The organism is Pseudomonas sp. BBP2017, from assembly GCF_003024385.1.
In the GTDB taxonomy this organism is placed as follows: domain Bacteria; phylum Pseudomonadota; class Gammaproteobacteria; order Pseudomonadales; family Pseudomonadaceae; genus Aquipseudomonas.
The window spans coordinates 267808-290579 of the sequence record NZ_PVZN01000001.1; the positions used below are offsets into that span (position 1 = coordinate 267808).

At 58.8% G+C, this 22772-nt stretch carries 22 protein-coding genes; 12 read left to right on the forward strand and 10 right to left on the reverse strand.

Going from position 1 to position 22772, the window contains the following annotated elements; genetic code table 11:
- Positions 1–41 precede the first annotated feature (41 nt).
- The 3 genes from C6382_RS01240 to C6382_RS23985 form a co-directional block, all read right to left on the reverse strand.
- Positions 42–398 carry a VOC family protein gene (locus C6382_RS01240; protein WP_107022734.1) on the reverse strand — a complete coding sequence of 119 codons (357 nt, stop codon included), beginning with the start codon at positions 396–398 and terminating at the stop codon, positions 42–44.
- Between the two features lie 77 nt (positions 399–475).
- Positions 476–1513 (reverse strand): ABC transporter substrate-binding protein, encoded by a 1038-nt coding sequence (locus C6382_RS01245; RefSeq protein ID WP_107022735.1) that lies wholly within the window; start codon positions 1511–1513, stop codon positions 476–478.
- 323 nt (positions 1514–1836) lie between these two features.
- Positions 1837–2013 carry a hypothetical protein gene (locus C6382_RS23985; RefSeq protein ID WP_256588888.1) on the reverse strand — a complete coding sequence of 59 codons (177 nt, stop codon included), beginning with the start codon at positions 2011–2013 and terminating at the stop codon, positions 1837–1839.
- 38 nt (positions 2014–2051) lie between these two features.
- Here C6382_RS23985 and C6382_RS01250 point away from each other — a divergent pair, with 38 nt between their 5' ends.
- A complete protein-coding gene (locus C6382_RS01250; protein ID WP_107022736.1) occupies positions 2052–3179 on the forward strand; it encodes a colicin E3/pyocin S6 family cytotoxin in 1128 nt (375 codons plus the stop codon).
- 12 nt (positions 3180–3191) lie between these two features.
- Positions 3192–3431 carry a pyocin S6 family toxin immunity protein gene (locus C6382_RS01255; RefSeq protein ID WP_107022737.1) on the forward strand — a complete coding sequence of 80 codons (240 nt, stop codon included), beginning with the start codon at positions 3192–3194 and terminating at the stop codon, positions 3429–3431.
- Positions 3432–3586: 155 nt separating this feature from the next.
- Here the strand turns inward: C6382_RS01255 and C6382_RS01260 are convergent, their stop codons facing one another.
- Together C6382_RS01260 and C6382_RS01265 are read right to left on the reverse strand one after the other, a co-directional pair.
- Positions 3587–5782 (reverse strand): OsmC domain/YcaO domain-containing protein, encoded by a 2196-nt coding sequence (locus C6382_RS01260; protein ID WP_107022738.1) that lies wholly within the window; start codon positions 5780–5782, stop codon positions 3587–3589.
- 386 nt (positions 5783–6168) lie between these two features.
- Positions 6169–6621 carry an Lrp/AsnC family transcriptional regulator gene (locus C6382_RS01265; protein ID WP_107022739.1) on the reverse strand — a complete coding sequence of 151 codons (453 nt, stop codon included), beginning with the start codon at positions 6619–6621 and terminating at the stop codon, positions 6169–6171.
- Between the two features lie 137 nt (positions 6622–6758).
- Here C6382_RS01265 and C6382_RS01270 point away from each other — a divergent pair, with 137 nt between their 5' ends.
- Together C6382_RS01270 and C6382_RS01275 are read left to right on the forward strand one after the other, a co-directional pair.
- A complete protein-coding gene (locus C6382_RS01270; protein WP_107022740.1) occupies positions 6759–7382 on the forward strand; it encodes a LysE family translocator in 624 nt (207 codons plus the stop codon).
- Between the two features lie 224 nt (positions 7383–7606).
- Positions 7607–8482 (forward strand): universal stress protein, encoded by an 876-nt coding sequence (locus tag C6382_RS01275; protein ID WP_107022741.1) that lies wholly within the window; start codon positions 7607–7609, stop codon positions 8480–8482.
- A gap of 199 nt (positions 8483–8681) precedes the next feature.
- On the opposite strand, the gene C6382_RS01280 is transcribed toward C6382_RS01275, so the two are convergent.
- Positions 8682–9407, reverse strand: coding sequence for a tellurite resistance TerB family protein (locus tag C6382_RS01280; RefSeq protein ID WP_107022742.1), 726 nt, complete (start codon positions 9405–9407; stop codon positions 8682–8684).
- A gap of 164 nt (positions 9408–9571) precedes the next feature.
- Here C6382_RS01280 and C6382_RS01285 point away from each other — a divergent pair, with 164 nt between their 5' ends.
- The 5 genes from C6382_RS01285 (at position 9572) to C6382_RS01300 (ending at position 13089) form a co-directional block, all read left to right on the forward strand.
- Positions 9572–10192 (forward strand): hypothetical protein, encoded by a 621-nt coding sequence (locus tag C6382_RS01285; RefSeq protein ID WP_107022743.1) that lies wholly within the window; start codon positions 9572–9574, stop codon positions 10190–10192.
- Positions 10193–10486: 294 nt separating this feature from the next.
- Entirely contained in the window at positions 10487–11218 is a 732-nt protein-coding gene (locus C6382_RS01290; RefSeq protein ID WP_256588890.1) for a hypothetical protein, read from the forward strand.
- A 366-nt stretch (positions 11219–11584) separates the two neighbouring features.
- The gene (locus C6382_RS01295; protein WP_107022745.1) at positions 11585–11923 is read left to right on the forward strand and encodes a hypothetical protein; all 339 of its coding nucleotides are present in this window, start codon (positions 11585–11587) and stop codon (positions 11921–11923) included.
- 439 nt (positions 11924–12362) lie between these two features.
- The gene (locus C6382_RS23990) at positions 12363–12515 is read left to right on the forward strand and encodes a hypothetical protein (protein ID WP_158262094.1); all 153 of its coding nucleotides are present in this window, start codon (positions 12363–12365) and stop codon (positions 12513–12515) included.
- Between the two features lie 127 nt (positions 12516–12642).
- The gene (locus tag C6382_RS01300) at positions 12643–13089 is read left to right on the forward strand and encodes an NUDIX hydrolase (RefSeq protein ID WP_107022746.1); all 447 of its coding nucleotides are present in this window, start codon (positions 12643–12645) and stop codon (positions 13087–13089) included.
- A gap of 57 nt (positions 13090–13146) precedes the next feature.
- On the opposite strand, the gene C6382_RS01305 is transcribed toward C6382_RS01300, so the two are convergent.
- The 4 genes from C6382_RS01305 to C6382_RS01320 form a co-directional block, all read right to left on the reverse strand.
- The gene (locus C6382_RS01305; protein ID WP_107022747.1) at positions 13147–14211 is read right to left on the reverse strand and encodes a lipocalin-like domain-containing protein; all 1065 of its coding nucleotides are present in this window, start codon (positions 14209–14211) and stop codon (positions 13147–13149) included.
- On the reverse strand, positions 14201–16663 hold the full coding sequence (locus C6382_RS01310; protein ID WP_107022748.1) for an ABC transporter permease: 2463 nt from the start codon (positions 16661–16663) through the stop codon (positions 14201–14203). The genes C6382_RS01305 and C6382_RS01310 overlap by 11 nt, the downstream gene beginning before the upstream one ends.
- The gene (locus tag C6382_RS01315; protein ID WP_107022749.1) at positions 16663–17328 is read right to left on the reverse strand and encodes an ABC transporter ATP-binding protein; all 666 of its coding nucleotides are present in this window, start codon (positions 17326–17328) and stop codon (positions 16663–16665) included. Before C6382_RS01315 ends, C6382_RS01310 begins: the two co-directional genes overlap by 1 nt.
- A 70-nt stretch (positions 17329–17398) precedes the next feature.
- Entirely contained in the window at positions 17399–18040 is a 642-nt protein-coding gene (locus C6382_RS01320; RefSeq protein WP_107022750.1) for a LysE family translocator, read from the reverse strand.
- 413 nt (positions 18041–18453) lie between these two features.
- Here C6382_RS01320 and katG point away from each other — a divergent pair, with 413 nt between their 5' ends.
- The 3 genes from katG to C6382_RS01335 all read left to right on the forward strand — a co-directional run bounded on the left by katG (position 18454) and on the right by C6382_RS01335 (position 22764).
- Positions 18454–20658: a catalase/peroxidase HPI gene (katG, locus tag C6382_RS01325; RefSeq protein WP_107022751.1), complete on the forward strand. Its 2205-nt coding sequence runs from the start codon at positions 18454–18456 to the stop codon at positions 20656–20658.
- 400 nt (positions 20659–21058) lie between these two features.
- Positions 21059–21997 (forward strand): phosphatase, encoded by a 939-nt coding sequence (locus tag C6382_RS01330; RefSeq protein WP_107022752.1) that lies wholly within the window; start codon positions 21059–21061, stop codon positions 21995–21997.
- A gap of 95 nt (positions 21998–22092) precedes the next feature.
- Positions 22093–22764 (forward strand): bifunctional 2-polyprenyl-6-hydroxyphenol methylase/3-demethylubiquinol 3-O-methyltransferase UbiG, encoded by a 672-nt coding sequence (locus C6382_RS01335; protein WP_107022753.1) that lies wholly within the window; start codon positions 22093–22095, stop codon positions 22762–22764.
- Positions 22765–22772 lie beyond the last annotated feature (8 nt).

The following is a 22772-nucleotide window of genomic DNA, read 5'->3' on the forward strand; positions in this document are numbered from 1 at the left end:
TCTCCCTGTTGCGTTGCATCCATAAAATCAGGCGCCGAGGCCTACTGTTGCGCGGTCCAAACCGCCAGCTCATAACCATCCGGGTCAATGAAATGAAACCTGCGCCCTCCGGGAAACGAAAAGGTTTCGCGGCTGATAACGGCGCCAAGGCCTTCAATACGTTGCTGCACTGCATCAAGATCATCCGCGTAAAGGATGATCAATGGCCCACCCGGCCGAACGACCTCGCCTGTGGTGAAGCCACCGGTAAGACGCCCATCACTGAACTCGGTATAGCTCGGACCGTAATCAACGAATGTCCAGCCGAACGCTGTACCGTAAAAAGCTTTGCTGCGCGCGATGTCGCTGACGTTGAACTCAATGTTGTCGATCTGACGATCCTTCCCTCGAACGCTCATGCCTGGCTCCTTGCTGAGTGGTGTGTGACAGCCATGGGTTTATACCCCATGGCTGGCGCTGACAACAGCTCAGCAGGTTAACGCGAAGCCCAGGCGTTAAAACGCTGCTCCAGGTGTTCGCCATGGTCCGCCCAGAACAGCGCGTCTACCGGCACCTGCTGCGCAAGGTTCTCTGGCGCGGTGGGCAGCTCGGCGATGCGCGCCTTGTCGAGCAGGTCCATCGCCTGCAGGTTGGCGGCGCCATAGTCGATGTGCTCGGCGAAGCTTTTCTGTTGCTGGGGTTCCAGCGAGAAGGCGATGAACTCGCGGGTTTTCTCCTGGCGTGAGGCACCGCGCGGGATGGCCCAGGAGTCGAACTCGTAGAGCCCGCCCGACCAGACGATTTTCAGGTCATAGGTTTTGCGTTGCTCAGCCGACAAGCGGCCGTTGTACACCGAGGTCATCACCACATCTCCGGCCGCGAGGTACTGCGGCGGCTGTGCGCCCGCCTCCCACCACTGAATGTGCGGCTTGATCTGGTCGAGTTTGGCGAAGGCACGATCCTGGCCAGCCTCGGTCGCCAGTAAGGTGTAGACCTGGGCAGGCGCTACACCGTCGGCGATCAGGGCAAACTCCAGGGTCGACTTGGCCAGTTTGCGCAGGCCGCGCTTGCCCGGGAAGCGCTCGACATCCCAGAAGTCTTTCCAGCCGGTGGGCGCTTCTTTCAACTTGCTGGCGTTGTAGGCCAGCACCGTCGAGTACACCAGGAAACCGATGCCGCACGGCTGGATGGCACCGGGGACGAAGTCTTTGCTGTCGAGGCCGATTTGCGCAGGATCGAGGGTTTCGAACATGCCTTCGTCACAACCGCGGGCAAGCTCGGCCGATTCGACTTCCACCGCATCCCAGGAGACGCTGCGGGTGTCGACCATGGCTTTGACCTTGGCCATTTCGCCGTTGTATTCACCGGAAATAATCTTGCTGCCGCTGGCTTGCTGCCAGGGTTTGTAGAAGGCCTTTACCTGGGCCTCTTTGTTGGCGCCACCAAAGGAGACGACGGTGAGATCGGCGGCAAGGCCGTGACTGGCCGTGACTAACCCGGTTGCCAGGGCTGCGAATTTCAGAGTTTTGATCATTATTGTTATCTCCTACTGTCCAAGGGTGATTGCAAATCACTCAAGACACCGGGATTAACCGGCCTTCCCAGGCGAGAGACATCCGGGTCTCGATCCATTCGATGCCGCGCATGGCTCTGCATCGAACAACTAAATTTTCCTATGGTCCTTTGCTCGCCGTGTAAGGTGGCATGGAAGTAAAGGTGGTAAGAGTCTGCTTTTCTGATTCTCAGATTGCTGGCGACTAAACTAATTTGGCGCACTACGTGCCACGGCACCCTTCGCCTCCACAAAAAACAAAAAAGCACCAAAGGTGCCTTTTTGTCAGTGCTGTGTTTACTGGATCAAATCACCGTTTTGGCCCGCGCCGCGTGCAGCTCTTTATAGCTCTCGATCAATCGTAGGTGCCTGTCGAGCCCTTCCAGTTTCATACTCGTAGGCGTCAAACTGTAGAAGCGCACCGGCGCGCTGAAACGCCCAGTTACCAAGTCAAATTGACCCGAGCCAAGATTGGGCGGCAACTTTGTCGGTTATACATGGACTCATACAGGGACTTCGTATGAAGAAGGACGATAAGGACGACCCTTTTTGGGGCTCCCGCTGGCAGCAGAGTCGCCCAAACGGTGGCGCCTCATGGGCAGCTTGGGCAAAACCCTCTGTTCCAGAGCCGGTGTACGTCCCAAAAGATGAATGGCCATCCCCCAAGGAACGCACGGACCAGGTTTTTGCAAAGTCCTGCGTCCCTGAAAACTGGTGCCGCACAGATGCCGGAACAGCCGTAGAACCGGTTTCGAATTTCGGGGCGGTCATGGTGGTCGGCTCCATGATTTTGTCTTCACCTTCAAATGTCATAGCACTGACCATCGGCGCGGATGCTGGACTAGGTCGTATTGCTGGTGGTGGCATCATGCAACAGCGTATGACTTGGGCAATACGTAGTGCGGGGCCGGCTGGCGTTTTTATAATGGGCATGCTCCCCGCCAAAATGGGTGACGGCACGCTGCATACCGACGAACAACTGCGCAGCATGAGCAAGGCAACAACACGGGTACGTTTTCAGTTCCGCCGTGATGCCGAAGGCGTACTCCAGATCTATGGCATTCACACTGGCACATCTGGTCACAGCTCGGTACGCACGGTACAGGTCAAGTGGAACGCAACGAAAACTGCGTTGGAGGCCGAACTAAATGGGTTCACCATCCTCTGGACGCCCCCACACAGTTCGTCAAGAATACCTCCATTGATTTACCCCGACGACAGCGGCAAGCAACTGGACTCCATCCTCGTACACCCTATCCCGGAAAACACGGACAGCCAGATTGAAGGCCTTCCCGGCGATGACATTACAACCGACGACTGCATTCTGGTCTTTCCGGAAAAAACTGGCCTAAAGTCGCTGTATATCGTGTATGCGAAACCGCTCGGTGGCGACCACAGCTACCACCCAGCGCCAAAAGGATTAACGGCTTTTCCTGATGCAGTACGTGATAGCCCGAAATCTAGCGTTCAAGGTGGCGGCAAGAAGCGTAGCCGCTGGAAAGATAGAAAAGGCAAAATTTACGAGTGGGACAGCCAACATGGAGCCGTTGAAATATATGACAAACAGGGTAACCACTTAGGTGAGTTCGATCCCGACACTGGCGAGATGACTAAGCCTCCAAAGCCAGGCCGAACAACCCCAAGATAGATGGAGAAGCACATGTTCTTAGAAATCACAGGGTTTCTTGCAGGCGACAGCGAAGACAGCTCAATCAAATTTGAACTGGACGTGCAACCAGAGTTTGAAAAAGCAGTAATGGATATTCTTGGTTGGGAAAGTCTAGCTGCCGAATGCGATGGCGAGCTGCCCTTGACCGATGAGCAAATCCGACGAATATCTTCAGCCATAAATGAACAGCTGCCAATGACGTTAGATATGTTTATAGGTGTGCGAGCCTGAGACGCTTCGTCGCTTCGTTTGCTACGCGGGGACTTTATTCGCCCGCCCCCCGGCGATCTCATACGGTTTGAACCACCTGCCACGGCACCCTTCGCCTCCGCCAAAAAACAAAAAAGCACCAAAGGTGCCTTTTTGTCAGTGCTGTGTTAACGGGATCAAATCACCGTTTTGGCCCGCGCTGCGTGCAGCTTTTTATAGCTCTCGATCAACCGCAGGTGCCTGTCGAGCCCTTCCAGTTTCATGCTCGTAGGCGTCAAACCGTAGAAGCGCACGCTGCCATCCACCGAGCCGATCACAGCGTCCATCCGCTCATTGCCAAACATCCGGCGGAAATTGACCTCGTAATCGTCCAGCTCCAGGTCGTCGTCGAGCTGCACTTCCAGCACCACATTCAAGGCCTGATAGAACAATCCGCGCTCGACGGTGTTGTCGTTGAACTGCAGGAAAGTTTCCACCAGCTCCTTGGCCTCTTCGAACTGCTGCAAAGCGAGATAGATCAGCAGTTTCAACTCCAGAATAGTTAACTGCCCCCAGACCGTGTTGTCATCGAATTCGATGCCGATCAGTGTGGTGATGTCGGTGTAATCATCCAGCTCGCTCTCTTCCAGGCGCGCAACCAGCGCGCGCAGATCGCTATCGTCCAGGCGGTGCAGGTTGAGAATGTCTTCGCGGAAAAACAGCGCTTTGTTGGTGTTGTCCCAGATCAGATCGTCGACCGGGTAAATTTCCGAATAGCCCGGTACAAGAATGCGGCAGGCCGTTGCGCCGAGGTGCTCGTACACCGCCATGTACGCTTCTTTGCCCATGCTTTCGAGAATGCCGAACAAGCTCGCGGCTTCTTCGGCGTTGGAGTTTTCACCCTGGCCAGAGAAGTCCCACTCAACAAACTCGAAGTCAGCTTTGGCACTGAAGAAGCGCCACGACACTACACCGCTGGAATCAATGAAGTGCTCAACGAAGTTGTTCGGCTCAGTCAGCGCGTGGCTTTCGAAAGTTGGCTGCGGCAGGTCGTTCAGGCCTTCGAAGCTGCGACCCTGAAGCAACTCTGTCAGGCTGCGCTCCAGCGCCACTTCAAAGCTTGGGTGCGCGCCGAACGAGGCAAATACGCCACCAGTACGCGGGTTCATCAAGGTGACGCACATCACCGGGAACTCCCCGCCCAGCGACGCATCTTTCACCAGCACCGGGAAGCCCTGCTCTTCCAGGCCCTGAATGCCGGCCAGGATCGCCGGGTACTTGGCCAGCACTTCCTGTGGCACATCAGGCAGGGCAAGTTCACCTTCCAGAATTTCACGCTTGACCGCGCGTTCGAAGATTTCCGACAGGCATTGCACCTGCGCTTCGGCCAGCGTGTTACCGGCGCTCATGCCGTTGCTCAGGTACAGGTTCTCGATCAGGTTCGAGGGGAAATACACCACCTCGCCGTCCGACTGGCGCACAAAAGGCAGCGAACAAATGCCGCGCGCTTCATTGCCGGAGTTGGTGTCGTACAGATGCGAGCCGCGCAGCTCGCCATCGGGGTTGTATATTTCCAGGCAGTAGCCATCGAGGATTTCCGCCGGCAGCGCATCTCTACGGCCAGGCTTGAACCAGCGCTCGTCGGGGTAATGCACAAACGCCGCGTTGGCGATCTCTTCGCCCCAGAACTGGTCGTTGTAGAAGAAATTACAGTTCAGTCGTTCGATGAATTCGCCCAACGCCGAAGCCAGCGCGCTTTCTTTGCTTGCGCCCTTGCCATTGGTAAAGCACATCGGCGACTGCGCATCGCGGATATGCAGCGACCAGACGTTGGGCACGATATTGCGCCACGACGCGATTTCGATCTTCATGCCCAGGCCGGCGAGAATGCCCGACATATTGGCGATGGTCTGCTCCAGCGGCAGATCCTTGCCGACAATATAGGTGCTGGCATCGCAAGCCGGATCCAGCATCAGCAATGCCTGGGCATTGGCATCCAGGTTGTCGACTTCCTCGATCACAAACTCAGGCCCGGTTTGCACCACCTTTTTTACCGTACAACGGTCAATGGAACGCAGAATACCCTGGCGATCTTTGGCGGAGATATCGGCTGGCAACTCGACCTGAATCTTGAAGATCTGGTTGTAGCGGTTTTCCGGATCAACAATATTGTTTTGCGACAGGCGAATATTATCGGTGGGAATATCACGCGTTTGGCAGTACAACTTTACAAAGTAAGCCGCACACAGCGCCGACGACGCCAGAAAATAATCGAACGGCCCCGGCGCTGAACCATCGCCTTTATAGCGGATAGGCTGATCGGCGACCACGGTGAAGTCATCAAACTTGGCTTCAAGCCGAAGGTTGTCGAGAAAGTTGACCTTGATTTCCATGCGGGAACACCATAATAACGTGCAAAACGATTTGGCCGCCATTATCCGGTTTTTCAGGCGAAAGTCTTGTGCTTTTCAGCAATGGCCGCTGGCCGGTACCAAGTGGCAGCGCTGCAGCCAGCGGCGCTGCTGGCGGCAGACGCACACCAAACCCAGTGTTTTTTGCAGGTTTCAGGCGGCGGGCGCTCAATGCCCTGCGCACCCAAGCCGTACGCCGGGCGTAAACGCAACAGCTGCCAGCTGATACCCGCATTGGCGAGCGATTGCGATTGGCAGGGCTGACTTGGCGAATAACTTAGTTATATTTTAGTTGTTTGCGATTTTTACCCAGATCAAGTAGTTACCCCTTTAATAACGCAAACCAGCCACTTCAGACTTGCTCGCAATTATAGGGGCAGAGGCCGGTCTGCAATGACTTGCTTCATCACCAAGGTAGAAGTCAACCGCTGAACATTCGGCAGTTTCGACAGCTGCTCGTCATACAGCCTCTGGAAGGCTGGAAGGTCTTGAGTGACGACCATCAGCATATAGTCCGGATCGCCAAACAGCCGTTGCGCCTGGGTCACATAGGCAATGCCAGGCAGCGCCGCCTCAAAGTCGGCAACGGCTTGCTGATGCCCTTCCCGCAACGTCACAAATACGATCGCCGAGAAGGTGAAACCAAGTTCAGGTGCGGACAACTGCGCCCGGTACCCGACAATGACGCCCGCGTCCTCCAGCGCCCTGACGCGGCGATGACAGGGGGACAAGCTCAGCCCTACCCGCTCAGCCAGGTCTGTCAGTGACTGACGGCCGTCAGCCTGCAGCTGCGCAAGAATCTTTCGATCTATTCGATCCATTTTGAAAAACCTTCTAGCAAACCAGACAAACCCTGGAACATCCGAAAGATACTACCACCTCCCTTTCTTTATCCTTCTATCTGCCAAGCCGAGGTGCCGCGACGGCGCTCGGCATCATTAATGAAGGAAGGTTTCTCGTGACGTTAAGCGCGCTCGCGGCGTTCTGGGCCGTGTCATTTCTGTTTGTCATCACTCCCGGTGTTGACTGGGCTTACGCCATTTCGGCAGGTATGAGAGGGCGATTCGTGGTGCCGGCAGTTGCCGGCCTGCTGTCAGGCCACATTGTGGCTACATTGATCGTTGCCGCCGGGGTGGGTGGCCTGGTGATGCAAGTGCCTTTCGCGCTGACAGCGCTCACGCTTGCCGGCGCCGGCTATCTGCTCTGGCTTGGTCTGAACCTGCTGCTGTCACCCGCGACGCCGGTACAAGGCGCAGCCGCCGCCACCGGTACCTGGTCGGGCTGGGCCGCGAAAGGGCTCTGCGTCAGTGGCCTGAACCCGAAAGTCATCCTGCTGTTCCTCGCCTTGCTGCCGCAGTTCACCAACCCACTGGCCGTCTGGCCTGTACCGTTGCAGATCCTCGCACTCGGGATGCTTCACGCGTTCAGTTGCGCGCTGGTCTATCTCGCGGTGGGGTTCGGTGCCCGAGCAGTGTTGAGTACGCGACCGGTTGCCGCCTTGTTTGTCAGTCGACTCTCAGGAGCCGCAATGATCGTGATCGCCCTGGTGCTCGCTGCCGAACGGCTGTTCGCTTTAGGCTGAAACAACACGCCCTCCTGCCAGGCTGTCACCCGGTTTATCAGCATTGCGCCGGAAGCACTCGCGCAGGTCCGCTTTATCAAGTAACCCGGCAGTACGGCCACGGCATTTGACGCAAATCAAAACGCCGGGCGTGGTTCGCGAGAGGATGACTGACAGCAAGGAACGGATCGATAACAGGCCAACGCCGAAGATTCATGTGCGCAGCATTGCATAAGGAACCCCCTATGACCTCGTTGAACCACGTACTGGTTGCTACCGACCTGTCCACCGCTGCCCGCAACGCGGCAGAGCGGGCTGCACTATTGAGCAAGGCGCAGCATGCATCGCTGGATCTGCTCTACGTCGCAAATCCGGCCCCCTTCGAGCGCCTCAAGCAACTAGTGGTACCTGATGAAGACTTGTTGAAGCGCGCGCTGGAGACTGCAAGAGAAAAAACTCACGAACTGGCAAACATGTTGTTCCAGCGCTATGACATCAGCCCTGGCGTACAGGTCGCGTCCGGCTCGGTTGCCACAGAAATCACCCGTTTGGCGCAGGACAAACGCAGCAACCTGTTGGTGTGTGGGGCGAAGGGACAGAGCCTGGCCCGGCGTCTGCTGCTGGGCTCTACCGTGCAAAAAATGCTGAGCCGTATGCTCTGCCCTTTGCTGGTGGTCAAGCACGCCCCCCGCGACGCGTACCGTACCTTGCTGGTTCCGGTTGATTTTTCGCCTTCATCGCTGCGCGCCATCGAACTGGCAAAATCTGTTGCCCCGCAGGCCGAAATCATACTCCTGCACGCGTACGAAGCCCCCTTCGAGGGGAGCATGCGCTTCGCCCACACTGACCAGGGAACCCTCAATCACTACCGCAATGTCATCAGGAAAGATGCAGTAGAACAACTCGCTGCATTGAGCGAAGCCGCCGGGCTGGTCAATGCTCGGCAAATTGTGGTGCACGGTGACCCCGCCTGGCGGATCGTTGAGAAGGAGCAGGAGTTGGACTGCGATCTGATCGTAATCGGCAAGCAGGGTGAAAGCGCTCTGGAAGAGCTGTTGATCGGCAGCGTCACCAAGCATGTGCTGAACGAATCCCAGTGTGATGTGCTGGTGTCGCTGTAGGCTTTGGGTAGTGTCGAGGACGCTGAATTAGCGTCCTCGAACGTAAAACGGATACACCGGAAAGGGCTGCCAAATGGCAGCCCTTTCCGGTTGTGGCATCGACTGGCGTGCAACCTGTCAGAGATGAAAGTGCATGTAATCTCCTGGCCGTGCCTGCGCTGATTTCAGATTGATGAAGAGCGCAGGGATCTCAGCCCGGTCAGGCGACTCCCTTGGCCTGCTGTTCCAGGTGCACCTGCAATGTCGGATCGATTTGCAGTGCGCCGGCCAGTTCATCAAGGTAGGCCCGCTCTGCGTGCTGCTGGTCATCCACTAGCATCACGCTGGCCAGGTACATTTCCGCGGCCATGGCCGGGTCCTGGGCCGACTGAGCCACCTCAGCAGCATCGAGTGGCTTGCTGACTTCCTCATCCAGCCATTGCTGCAGTTGCGGGTCGCTGGTTTGACGTTTGATTTCAGCGCAGATCAACAGTTCTTCTTGTTTATCGATGCGACCGTCAGCCTTGGCTGCCGCAATCAGCGCGCGCAAGATCGCATGGCTGTGATCCTCGGCCTCGGGGCCGGACAATTGATCGACAGTACGCACCGCCTGTTGCGGGGCTGCCGCCTGGCTGCGCTGCCAGCTTTGATAGGCCTGGAACGCCATCATGCCCAACGACGCCAGGGCCGCGTAATTGGTGCCACCAGCGGAGCGCCCCTGGGTAAAGCCGCCAGCGCTGCTGCCACTACCGCCACCCAACAGGCCGCCCAGTAAACCACCAAGGCCATCACCGCCACCAGTTGCACTGCCGCCGCCAAGCAGCCCACCCAGCAAGCCGCCCAAACCGCCCAGGCCGTCTTGCGATGACATGCCGCCGCTCCCTTGTTGCGCTTGCGAACCCTGCCCGGCCCGAAGTAACTGTTCGAGTAGATCACTGGTGTTCATGGCACCGCCCTCGGTCGGTAGTTGTTGCCCAGACAAGCAACGATAGCCCCCTCAAAGCGATCCGCCATGACCGTCTAGCCGACGGGAAACCCGGGGCTTACCGAGCAGGCAGGTTTATGTGAGCATATTCACCCTGCCATGCCCCGTGCCCCATGAGAGGCTGTATGTCGATTTTCAACAAAAGAACCCTGGCGCTGACCCTGGCCGTCGTCGGCCTGTTGGGTCTGTCGAGTCTGCATGCCGCCAGCAAACCCACCACCAAACCGAAACCTGAAGTAAACGTCGCGGTGCTTGGCGGCAAGTTCAGCTTCAACCTGCCGGCAGGCTTCAACGCCAGCCCTCTGAGCGCCGATGAACAGAGCAGCGAAGGCACCGGCACCGTGGGTACCCTGTATGCCAATGCGCAGGAAAAGCGCGTGGTCATGGTGATCGAGAAACCCCTCCCCGAAGCTTCTCGCCCCGGCGACAACGACGATGCCTTCCTCGACGGCGCCGTCAGTGGTTTCGTCGACCGCCAAAGCGCCGGGCTGCCGGACTTTCGACAAACCGGCGAGTCGCGCCTTAACCGCAACGGCCTGGGTGTGCGACAAGTCGACAGTACGGCGACCTTGGGCGGCGGCAAAACTTTGAACAGCACCTTTATCGCAGGCTCCGGCGATCGCATGGCAGTCATCCAGGTCATTTCCCGCAGCGACGACGCCAGCGGTCATGCTGCGCTGGTCAAGCGAGTCGCGGGTGAATCCTCGATGCCGATTTCGGAATCTCCCAACAATCGCGGTAAATAGCATGCAAGACCCTACGGCTTGCAACGCTTTGTCGGCGCCCAGAATCAAGGCATCGCGGCACAGCGAATCGCCCCAAGTTCCGAAGGCACCGCTGACTGATTCCTTTGGGCCGGTTACTGCCCTTCGTGAAGGGCAGTAACCGGCCAGAAGCAGCCATTCGGTGCGCCTACAAAAGCAGGGTCGATTCAGTAACTCCAACCCCGTTTCAAAATCCGGTCGCTGGTGTTGAAAAATAATGGTGTGATTACGGTTGGGCCAAAAGTGTTGACCTGAGCAAACAAACTAAGGATGGCAATGAACAAAAGTACAGTCCGTTTTGCACCATGGATCGGCCCCCACTATGAGCGCGGCATTCACGGTCTACGCATTCTCGTGGTCTGCGAATCTCACTATGGGGCCAAAGAACATGAGCGCCCGACAGTCACACCCGAGGTATTGAAGGCCCTAGCCTTAGGTCAGAAACACCCTCAAGCCACAGCTAAGCTTCGGCAACATGCACATTTCACCAAAATAATGGCTTCTATCCTGAATGCTAGAAAGCACTTTTCCAAAGCAGATAGGAGTGAATTTTGGCATAGCATTGCCTACTATAATTTCATCCAAGAGTTTTTACCCAGTATCCGCAAAGCGCCGTCGGGCGCAGTTTGGGAGAAAAGTAAGCGATCGTTTACTGAAGTCTTGGAGGTGTTGGCACCAGAGTTGATCGTCTGCTTCAGCAAACGAAACGGAGATCGAGTTACCGCGCTAGCGGGTGGTGTGCCTGTGGCAGTGGTTAATCACCCGTCTTCGCAGTTTGCTTACTCCACAGTCAATCCCATTATCGCTGAACAGATCGAGCGGGCACTGGCGCGCAAGGCGCAAGTAGCAGGTTTCGCTAGTACCAGCGTTCTGTATTCACGTTGGTGCGAGGCCACAGCTTCCGCCTTGCCCACACCAGGAAAACATCTTTCGGGTTCGGACAGGCTCAAGCTAATTGCGAAGCGGATGGAATCGATGGCTGCGGTCGACGAAGCTGCACTGGCGTAGGTCAGCTGACTAAGCGTGGGACGCTTTAACTGTTAAAGCTACTGCTACCACGTAGTTATCGCCTGGATTTGTTCCGGCGCGAGCAACTTTCATAGTCAGAAATCGGCCAGAAGCGCCCCCCCGCACGGCGACTGCTCACGGCCCGTCGCGGCAGTCAGTAAATCGGCCATTCCACGCTTTCTAATCACGGTTCGACGCCCACCACCTGTCAAGGCACACATTTCGTCAGTGCTGGACATCCTCGTCTAGCTAAGAGCCACCGGTGGACAAACTAGTGGCAAATAGATAGCGTCCATCGCGGCAAGAGATGTGACATAGCAGTTATGTGTTCAAAAAATCATCTACCGATGGGTTGAATAATTGAAAATGAACTACCAAAAAAGCGTCGAGTTGGCCGTAGCTCTTGGGTATGAGGGGATACCTGACGAGAGCGCCTACAAAGGTATCTATTACAGTAAAAATGGATTGATATGGATTCATGACATTGAAGCGCTGAAGGCGTCTTTGGGTTCGACTTCTAGCGAAGAACTGGAGAGTCTTAACTACGACGTAGGTGCATATAACAAGTACAAGAACCATACAAATGAAATGGCTGATAATGAAATGAAATCTTTATATTCAGACCTTAGCCCTAGCGAAGGTGAACCTGCATACTTGATGGACGGCATGTATCTTTTCCCAGATGGCAGTATACGTGGGATGTAAAATCCCTCGTTCTTTGACCGTGCCGGTTCGACTCTGGCTCCGGGCACCATATAAAACAACGATAGCGGCCCTCCACGACGGGCAGCTATGGGTCGGAAGCAGACTCTCGCGAGTGGCTCCTTTCGCCTCAAAGCTGAATCGGCAAAACAGATGCCTTCAAATCGTTCAGCCTCCAAGTATGCAGGCTACCTCGCTGCGAGCCCACAGCCTCTTGCCCTACCCAGCACGCTACTCCCCCCGGTCGCTGCCAATTCGGCGACCGGGTGTGCAGGCCCGGCAGATATGGAGCAATCAGTACCTTGAGACCTTCCCAGCGCGACTTTACGCCTGAGGAATCGTTTTATGATGGCTGTGCGTGGGAGACCTTCGGGTCTGCCGGGTCCTGTATCCTCGGTCTTGCACACCTGCGCACAGCTGCCACCCATTGGTGTGCAAGCGGATGCAGGCCTGCGACAAGGTCGACCCGGACACCCGCGGGTTGATCTGGTCGACGTTGCACTCCATCGAGATGGCCAAAGGGTTGGTCGATGCGTTGCTCGATGGTATCGAGGATGAAATGGTGGAACGTCGAGCACAGACAAAGCAAACCTGATCCTTCGTACCGGGGCCGCAGATGCGGCCCACCACCGACAAGCCGCATGAGCCAGCACAAGCATTTGCCTAAGTGCCCCCACGAACGTATCGTCGCGCGCCATTCACTCACAAAAGGAATTTGACTCGTGCCAGCGCACCGCATTCGCGCCCTCGCCCTGTGTGTCTTTCATCATCAAGGAAAGATTCTGGTTAACCGGTTTTACGACGCCGAATCCAATCAGACCCTGTTTCGCCCCATCGGCGGCGGCATCGATTTCGGTGAACGAAGCGTTGATGCCATTGCCAGAGAAGTGCAGGAAGAACTGAACCAGTCGATCACCGACGTTCGTCTGCTCGGCACCCTGGAGAGCATCTTCACCTACGCCGGTAAACCCGGGCACGAGATTGTCCAGGTCTATGACGCAAGGTTCAGCGACATGAACCTTTACCAACAACCCTGGTTGATTGGCCACGAAAGCGATGGCGCGCCGTTCAAGGCCATGTGGTGTGACAGTTCAAGCTTTACAGATACATCACCGCTGGTTCCTGAGGGGCTTCACGATCTGCTCAAGGCAGTTTCGCTGTTGCAATGAGATTCTGGGGCCGTTGCACGGCCCATCGCAGGCAAGCCAGCGCCTACAGGTTTCGCGCTAGTACCCGGTCATTTCGAGGTAGCCCCTCCCGCCCACGCTACCGCTGATGCGCACCGGGCCCTCCCAATACGGGAAGCTGGTGTGCATCCACGCTTTCGGTTCCAGCGCATCAAGCTGCACATCGACACCCTGACTCGGCACCTGCACGCGCCAGCGAGTGGGCATCTCAACGCCGTTGTCCTGCTTTGTCCAGGCCAGGGCCTGAAGCTGGATTTGTTCGCCTTGCAGGGCCTGGGCCTGCCCTTGTGCGCTGATCCAGGTGCCGGCACGGTAGGGTGTACCAGCGCTCTCGCGCACGCGAAACAGCATCAGTTTCGCGCCGCTGTCCAGGTGCAGGGAAAACCAGTCCCACCCTGATTGCCCGGCAGCCAACGGCTGGCTGCTCCATTCGCGGTCAAGCCAGGCGTTGCCGGTGACCGCCACCCGCTGATCTTCGCGTTCGACCTCGCCACTGACCTGGTAGAACGGCTGGCTGTAATAGTAGGACGCCTGGCCCTTGCCGGATTTTTCGCTGTAGCCCTGTGCGCCATGCAGCACCAGCGGGCCAGTGCTCAGCAGGGTCAAGCGGTAAGCAAAACCCTCGCCGCTGGCGGTCATGCGCAATTGCCCGATGTCATCACTGCCCTGCAGCGACCAGTCATTGATCCAGGCTCGAAACGGCTGGGTTTCGACACCCGCCTGGCCGATACCGCCGCGCGCCAGGGTCTCACTGGACTGATGGCCGCCAGGACCGGTCAGCGCCGCATGGCCCATCCACAGGTTCGGGCTGCTCCAGTCGGCGGTTTCCGCGCCGGTGCGCAAGGCTGAACGGAACAAGGTCCACTGTGCGCCCCACTCACGTCCCTGGCTGTCCTTGAGATTGGCGGTGACGTACCACCACTCGATACGAAAGCCATTGTGCGCACCGTGGTCGCGAGGAAACGCCAGTGCATGATTGCGCGTCACCTGCTTGAAGGCGTTCGCGTCCTGACCTAATCCGGCAAAGCTTTTGTCAGCCGGCTCAGGCTGGTCACAACCGCTCAGCAGCAACAAGGCCATCAATCCCCAGGCTTCAGGCTTCATCGGAAAATTGCCTCAATAACTCACTCGGCTGTCGCCGCGCCAATTGCCACAACGGCCAGACGCTGGCCAGCAGGCTGGTCAACAGCCCCAGCAAGGCCAGTTGCAGCAGTTGCCCGGGAAAGACATGCAGCGGCAAACGCCAACCAAACGCCTGGACGTTGACCACCGCCACCAGACACCAGGCGAGCAGCAAACCCAAGGGGACCGCCAGCAGCACGGTGAGGCTGCTCAACATCAGGGTCTGAGCGAGCGACAGCCAGACCAGTTGCCTGCGCCGCACACCCAGCGCCCAAAGCGGCGCCAGTTGGCCTAGGCGGCTCTGGCTCAAGCTCAGCAGACTGATGAACAGCGCCACGCCAGCAACACCGAGCGTCAGGCTGTTGAGCGCAGACGTTGCAGCAAAGGTGCGGCTGAAGACTTCAGTCGACCAACGCTTCAAGGTGGCTTGCTCGACCACACGACTGTCGTCCAGGGCAAAGCGCTGTTGCAGTTCGGCTTTGAGCAACGGGACACGCTCGCTACCCAGGTTCAGGCTGATGTTGCTCAGGTTCGCCTCAGACCGATGCCGACGCAGCCAGTCGGCGTTGACCAGCAGATGGCCTTGGGGATTGCCATAGTCCGCGTAGATGCCGACCACGGTCATGGTTTGCGCGGGCTCGACCGGCAGTTGAAGACTGTCGCCCAACTGCACGTTCAGGCGCCGCGCCAACTGTTCACTGAGCATGAGCGCACGACCGCGCGCCAGTTGCTCCCAGGCCTGCGCGCTGTGTTCCAGCAACGGCCAGCGTGTGCGATAGCCGGGGTGATCGATGATGCCCTGGACCTGTACTGGCCACTCCTGCAGGTGTAGTTCAACACGCCAGCTTGGCAGCACCGCGCTGATGCCCGGCTGCTCGCCGAGCCATTCTCTGATCTGCTCAGCCTGCGCGTTATCCCGAGGCGTGACATAGAGATCGGCTGCCAGACGCTGATCGAGCCAGCCGGTAAATGTCTTGCGAAAGCCCTCGGTCATGCTGCCCACGCCGACACTGGCGGCCAGCGCCAGCAGCAAGGCCATCAGCGCCAGACTCAACGCCGGCAGTTGCTGGCGACTGTCGGCGATGAACCACTGCGTCAATGGCCGTCGGCAAAAGCGTGCCAGCCAGGCCAACGCACCCTCAAGCAACGTCGGCAACAGCAGCGCTGCGGCCAGCAGCAGCACCGCGAGCAAGATGAATGCACTGGACAGGCTGGCCCCGAACCGCCAACAGGCGAGCGCCACCAGCAGCAAAAGCCCCGCTGCAATTGCTTGCCGTCGCAACCACGGCCCCTGGGCCAACCGCCAGGCCTGTGGTTGCGCTAACACCAGCAGTGGCAGACGGGCCGCGCGCAACACACTGCTCAGACCAGCGATCAGGGCACCGCACACACTCACCAGCACCCCGGCCAACCACCACCAGGCCGGCAGACTCAGTTGTCCGGCAACCTGGGCGCCATACAAGCCACGCAAGCTGGTGGCGAAATCGGGCAGCAACAAGGCGGCCAACACATAGCCGCTGGCGACCCCGGCCAAACCACCCAGCACCGCGAACACGCCCAGCTCCAGCGTCAGGCCGATCAACACCATGCTCAAGCTGATACCGCAGGCACGCAGGGTACGAATCAGGCCACGGCGCTGTTCCAGTGCCAGGCCAATGGCGGCGTGGGCGATAAACAGCCCGACGACAAAGGCCAACAGACCGAGCGCGGTGAGATTGAGGTGAAAGCTGTCGGTCAGGCGTTGCAGGCCGCCATCATCATCGGGTGGTTGCAGCTTGAGGCGGGCAGCAAGAGTGGCGGGCAATGGCGCCTTATCATCTGCCAGCAGCAGCCGCGACAGCTGCCCCGGTACTTGCAGCAAGGTCTGGGCATGACCGATATCCACGATGATCACGCCTGGCGCCAACTGTGGCTTGAGGACGAAAGGTGGCAACACCTGGCCGTCACTGCTGACAGCTTGATCCGCCGCTTGCTTGCCCAGTTGCTGCAGGGTGTCCGGGCCAACCCAGGCTTGCCCAGGGGTGCCGATGAACGCCTGCAGATCGAAGTCTTGCATACGGGTGCCGGCGACGCTCGCTGCCGCTGGCAGGCTCAGCGGTTCGATGCCGATCAGGCGCACCGTCAGCGGCCGCTCACCGGCAAAGCGCAAACGGCCTTCCACTACCGGGGATACCGGCCAGCCAAGCTGGCGCAGTTGCAGGTACAGCGACTGTTCGAAGCGCTCTGCGCCGCGCGCCACCAGCTGCGCTTGCACAGGGCCGGTCAATAGTGCACTGGCACGGGCATAGTCATTGCGCGCCTGGCTGTTCAAGGCCTGAACCCCGGTCCACAGCGCCGTGGCCAGCCACAACCCGGTAAACAGGCTAAAAAACTGCAAACGATGGCGCCACCAATGGCTGAGCAGCGCCTGCAGGGCTATCAATAAGGCGTTCATCAGGGCTTCTCGACCTGCACCCGGCCGGCATGCAGGAAACACCTTTGCTCCAGACGCGCGGCCAAGCGCTGGCTGTGGGTCACCATCAATACGCTACTGCCGGCCTCGGCGACCAGTTGCAACATCAGGCCCAGCACTTGATCGCTGCTGGCCTCATCGAGGCTGCCGGTGGGTTCGTCGGCCAGCAACAACCCAGGTCGCCCCGCCAGCGCCCGACCGATGGCGACGCGCTGTTGCTGGCCACCGGACAGCTGCTCCGGGTAGCGTTGCAACAACTCTGTCAGCCCCAGGCGTTCGCTCAGATAGTCCAGCCATTGCTGATCGTGGCGTCCGGCCAGCCTTGCCTGAAACGCCAGGTTGGCAGCCACATCCAGGCTGCTGATCAGGTTGTATTGCTGGAACACCAGGCCGATGCCTTCCCGGCGCCAGCGCGCCAGGGCAGACTCCGAACGACCGCCCAGAGGCTGATCGTCGATCAGGATGCACCCGCTGTCAGCGCGGTCGAGCCCCGCGAGCAGGTGCAGCAAGGTACTTTTACCGCTGCCCGACTCGCCCATCAACGCCAGGCTGCTGCCCCGCGCCAGACGCAAGTCGACGCCCTGCAGCACCGGCAACGTACCCTGGGCGGTAATGAACGACTTGCGCAACTGTTCGACGACCAGCATCAACGGCTACCCGAAAGCTCCAAGCAATAGGAATAGCAGTGTTCTCAGGCTTTGCCCATTGATACCCCCACTACGCAGCTTGCCTGCGCATAGTGAGAATGGCTGCGCCGAAGAAGATGAACGTTGAACCAACCGCCCTGCTCACCCACAGTGAAAACCGCGGCCGGGTCAGTACCCCCTTGGCCCGGGAAGCCAACGCTGCATACAGGGTCAGGGAGGTCAGCGACAAGGCCATGAAGATCGACGTGAGCAGCAGAAATTGCGGCAGCAATGCGCCACTCTGGTCAATGAACTGTGGGAACAGCGCCGAGAAAAACATGGTCGCCTTGGGGTTGGTGGCAGCGGTCAGGAAGGCCGATTTGAACAGCTTCAGGCGCGATGGTTTGCTGACGTGCTGATTGCCCGCAACATCGGCCGCCAGCATTGGCGTCTTCTTGAACAACTGCTTGGCGCCCAGATAAAACAGATAGCCAGCCCCGGCAATCTTCACAACGTTGAACATCCACTCAGAACTGGCAAGCAAAGCGCCCAACCCCAGCATTGCCGCTGCCGACAGGCAGAACAGTCCGCACGCATTGCCCAGCGAAGACCACAGTGCAGCTCGCGGACCATAGGCCAGGCTGTTGTTGATCGCCATCAGAGTGGCAGGACCTGGGCTGGCGATGGCGATCGCAGCAACCAGCACATAAGCAAGAATCGAGTGAACATCCATTTTTCAGACTCGCAGGGATAGGAAGGCTTTGCATGTTACAGGGACAACCCTGAGTGATCACGTGCAGCGGTTGAACTACATCGGCCATTGCTGAGAGAGCCACTCTATCAACCTCCAATACTCCCGCTATTAGCCCTCGCTCTTCCCCACGTCTAGCCTATATTTATCGCTGCACTGATCCGGCCGGATGGCTTCTGGGAAGGCAGTAACAAAGCGGCTACAGCTGCACTTCCCGCAGTGACTCATCTTACCGATAACGAGATTGCCGCTACGCTGAACTGTCCGTGATGGCCATCACCGATTCGTTGTTCGAACCGCTGGCCTTGAACCTATGCCATTGATTTCACTCATCTCTACTCGGTTGATAGAACGAGTCGGATTGTGGGGTGAGTCCATCCAGAGGTGAAACAGTCATGTCAAACGAGTCAAAATGCCCGTTCAATCCTGCCGCTGGCGGGGGTACCAGCAACCGCGATTGGTGGCCCGACCAGCTGAACCTGAAGATCCTGCATCAGCATTCGAACCTCTCCGATCCAATGGATGAGGACTTCAATTACGCCGACGCGTTCAAAAGCCTGGACTTTGCCGCCCTCAAACAAGACCTAAGGGCGTTGATGACCGATTCCCAGGATTGGTGGCCTGCCGACTTCGGCCACTATGGCCCGCTGTTCATCCGCATGGCCTGGCACAGTGCCGGCACCTACCGTATCGGTGATGGTCGCGGTGGCGCCGGCTCCGGCCAGCAGCGCTTCGCCCCGCTCAACAGCTGGCCCGACAACGTCAGCCTGGACAAGGCCCGGCGCCTGCTCTGGCCGATCAAACAGAAGTACGGCAAGAACATCTCCTGGGCCGACCTGATCGTGCTTGCCGGCAACGTCGCCCTGGAATCGATGGGCTTCAAGACCTTCGGATTCTCCGGTGGCCGCGCCGACGTCTGGGAGCCGGATGAAGCGGTGAACTGGGGTGCCGAGAGCGTCTGGCTGGGGGGCGACATCCGCTATGGCAAGGAAGCAGGCCGTGCTGCCCCTTCAGAGCGCAACCTCGATAATCCGCTGGCCGCAGTGCAGATGGGCCTGATCTACGTAAACCCGGAAGGCCCCGAAGGTAACCCTGACCCGCTCGCCTCGGCCAAGGACATCCGCGACACCTTCGGTCGCATGGCCATGAACGATGAAGAAACCGTGGCCCTGATCGCCGGCGGTCACGCCTTCGGCAAGACTCACGGTGCCGGGCCGGCCGACAACGTCGGCCCTGAACCCGAGGCCGCCGGTCTTGAGGAACAGGGCCTGGGCTGGCGCAACAAATTCGGCAGCGGCAAAGGCGCCGACGCCATCACCAGCGGCCTGGAAGTGACCTGGACCTCGACCCCCACAAAGTGGAGCAACGAGTACCTGGAAAACCTCTTCGGCTTCGACTGGGAGCTGACCAAGAGCCCTGCAGGTGCCCACCAGTGGCGGCCAAAAGGCGGTGCAGGCGCAGACCGCATCCCCCACGCTTTCGACCCGGCGAAAAAACAGGAACCGAGAATGCTGACCTCGGACCTGGCGCTGCGCTTCGATCCAATCTACGAGCCGATCGCCAGACGCTTCAAGGACAACCCCGAGCAACTGGCCGACGCCTTCGCCCGCGCCTGGTACAAGCTCATTCATCGCGACATGGGCCCGCTGTCGCGCTACCTCGGCCCGGAAATGCCCAATGAAGAATTGCTCTGGCAAGACCCGATCCCGGCAGTAGACCACGCCCTGGTCAACGACGCCGACGTCGCCGCGCTCAAGGCCAAGGTACTGGCTTCGGGCCTTTCGGTAGCGCAACTGGTGTCCACCGCCTGGGCAGCGGCCTCATGCTTTCGCGGTTCGGACAAACGCGGCGGGGCCAACGGTGGCCGCCTGCGCCTGGCACCGCAGAAAGACTGGGAAGCCAACCAGCCTGTGCAACTGGCCGAAGTGCTCGGCAAGCTGCAAGGCATTCAGAACGACTTCAACGCCCAGGGGGGTGGCAAGAAAATTTCCCTCGCCGACCTGATCGTTCTGGCGGGTAACGCGGGTGTGGAGCAAGCGGCGAAAAACGCTGGCCACAACCTCACTGTGCCCTTCTCTCCAGGCCGTACCGACGCCTCGCAAGCGCAGACCGATGTTGAGTCTTTCGGTTTGCTCGAGCCGATTGCCGATGGTTTTCGCAACTTCATCAAAACCGGGGTCAAGGTCAAACCCGAAGCGCTGCTGGTCGACAAGGCGCAACTGTTGGACCTCAGCGCGCCGGAGATGACCGTATTGATCGGCGGCCTGCGGGTGTTGGGCAACAATGTCGGGCAAAACGCACAGGGTGTGTTCACCAAACGGCCTGGGCAGTTGACCAACGACTTCTTCCAGAACCTGCTGGACATGAGCGTGGAATGGAAGCCGACCTCCAGCGCCAACGACAGCTATGAAGCCCGCGACCGCAAAACCGGCGAGCTGAAATGGACTGGCAGCCGCGTCGACCTGGTGTTCGGCTCGCATGCCCAACTGCGCGCGCTGGCTGAGGTGTATGGCAGCGACGATGGCAAGGACAAGTTCGTCAGGGACTTCATTGCTGCCTGGACCAAAGTCATGAACCTGGATCGATTTGACCTGGTGTAAGCGCAACGCCGCAGTCTGACAAGGCCACAAAAAACGCCCCGACCTGGACCTTCAGGTTGGGGCGCTTTCATTCTGATCCGTATTTTTCTGCGCCATCTGAATCTGTAATGAAAACCCTGACACGCCGACAATGAAGCCCCTACAAGGCACCTTTCACAGTGTGCCTGATCAGGTGGCTGGGTGATCTGCAGCGCCTGTTGCCTCTTTCCTGTTCAATTCGGAGTTCATATGGGCAAGCTTGCGCTTTTTGTCGTTGGTTTTCTGGTGCTGGCTATTGGGATTGGCGCATTAGGGACGATTTCGCCGTTGTAGGGGCTGTCATCTTCGCGTCATCGATCGGCTGGCAAGATCATCGCAAACGCTTTTGAGCGTTGACTGATGAACCTGCAAGGAACGCTCGATGAAAAGCGATACCTCCCTGTTTGCGGCGATTGACCTGGGGTCCAATGCGTTTCGCATGATGATCGGCCAGCCGGTCAAACGGAACCGCCAATGGATTATCGAAGAAGTGAAATCCTTGCGCGAACCGGTTCGCCTGGCCGAAGGTCTGCACAATGGCGCCCTGGACGAGCTGGCGCTGGACCGAGGCTGGCAAGCACTCGCCCGCTTTGGCAAAAAACTGCGCGGTTTCGAGCCTGGACGTGTACGCGCAGTGGCTACCAGCGCCGTGCGTGAAGCCGTCAATGCCAAACTCTTCTTGAGCGATGCCCAGCGCCACCTGGGCTTTCCCATCGACGTCATTTCCGGCCAGGAAGAAGCCCAGCTGGTGTATGCCGGGGTCAGCCATCGCATCCCTGCTGCCGATACGCTGCGCCTGGTGGTGGACATCGGTGGTGGCTCCACCGAGTTGATCCTGGGCCGGGGTCAGCAGGCACTGCTGAGCGAAAGCCTGAGCATCGGCAGCGGCATCTGGAGTACGCGTTTTTTTCCCGGCGGTGAGGTTCGCGCTCAGGCTCTGCTGGACGCTGAGCGCACCGCTACCTTGCAATTCGAGAAAGTCGCCCGGCGCTATCGTCACGTGGGTTGGCAGCAGGCAATTGGCTCTTCCGGCACTGCGCGAATGCTGGCCAAAGTGCTCAGGGCCAATGCCTTGAACGACTGTGGCGAAGGCGGTATCACCTACCGCGGCCTGTTGCGCCTGTCAGTGCTGCTACTGGAAGCGGGGCACGTCAACAGCACCCGCCTGGGCGGCCTGCACCCCCATCGCCAGAGCGCCCTGCCGGGTGGACTGGCGATCATGTTGGCGGCGTTCAAAGCCTTCGGGATTACCGAGATGATGCCGTCAGAGCCTGGGTTGCGGTTTGGCGTGCTGCATGGGTTGATGCTTAACCGCGCGTAACTTGAGCACACTGGCGGGATGGGCTCGCGGGCCAAACTCCGCACCCTCGACATTTGGCCTATCCTTCTATGCGACCCGCCACAGTGGATATAACAATGCCCGCGCCCGAAGTCAGCCTCCTGCAGAGCTGGCACCATAACGCCCGCGCCTGGATCGAAGCCATCCGTAGCGGCGCCATCGAAAGCCGCCTGAAGGTCACCGATCAGGCCATCCTCCTGGCGGTGCTGGGGCGCCAGCCCGAGCATGTGCTTGACCTCGGCTGTGGTGAGGGCTGGCTGCTGCGTGCCCTGGCCGAACGCGGCATCAAGGCGGTCGGGGTCGATGGCGATGCAACCCTGGTCGAAGCAGCGCGGGCAGCAGGCAGTTCGCCGGTGCATCAGGCCAATTACGATGCGTTGGTAGATGCCCAGGTAAACATCGGCAGCAACTACGACCTGATCTGCGCCAACTTCGCCCTGCTGCATCAGGACATCATCCCGCTGCTCGCGGCGATGAACGCCCTGCTCGTCCCTGGCGGTGCGCTGGTGATCCAGACGCTTCATCCCTGGACTGCGGCGGCGGGCGACTATCAGGATGGTTGGCGCGTGGAGACCTTTGCCGACTTCCAGGGCCAGTGGCAACCCATGCCGTGGTACATGCGCACCTTGTCCAGTTGGTTCAATGCACTGGACATGGCCGGTTTTCGCCTGGTTGGCCTGCAGGAGCCGCAGCACCCGCAAAGCCTTGTGCCGCAGTCGCTGCTGCTGGTGGCCGAGCAGCGCGACTGAAGCCATCA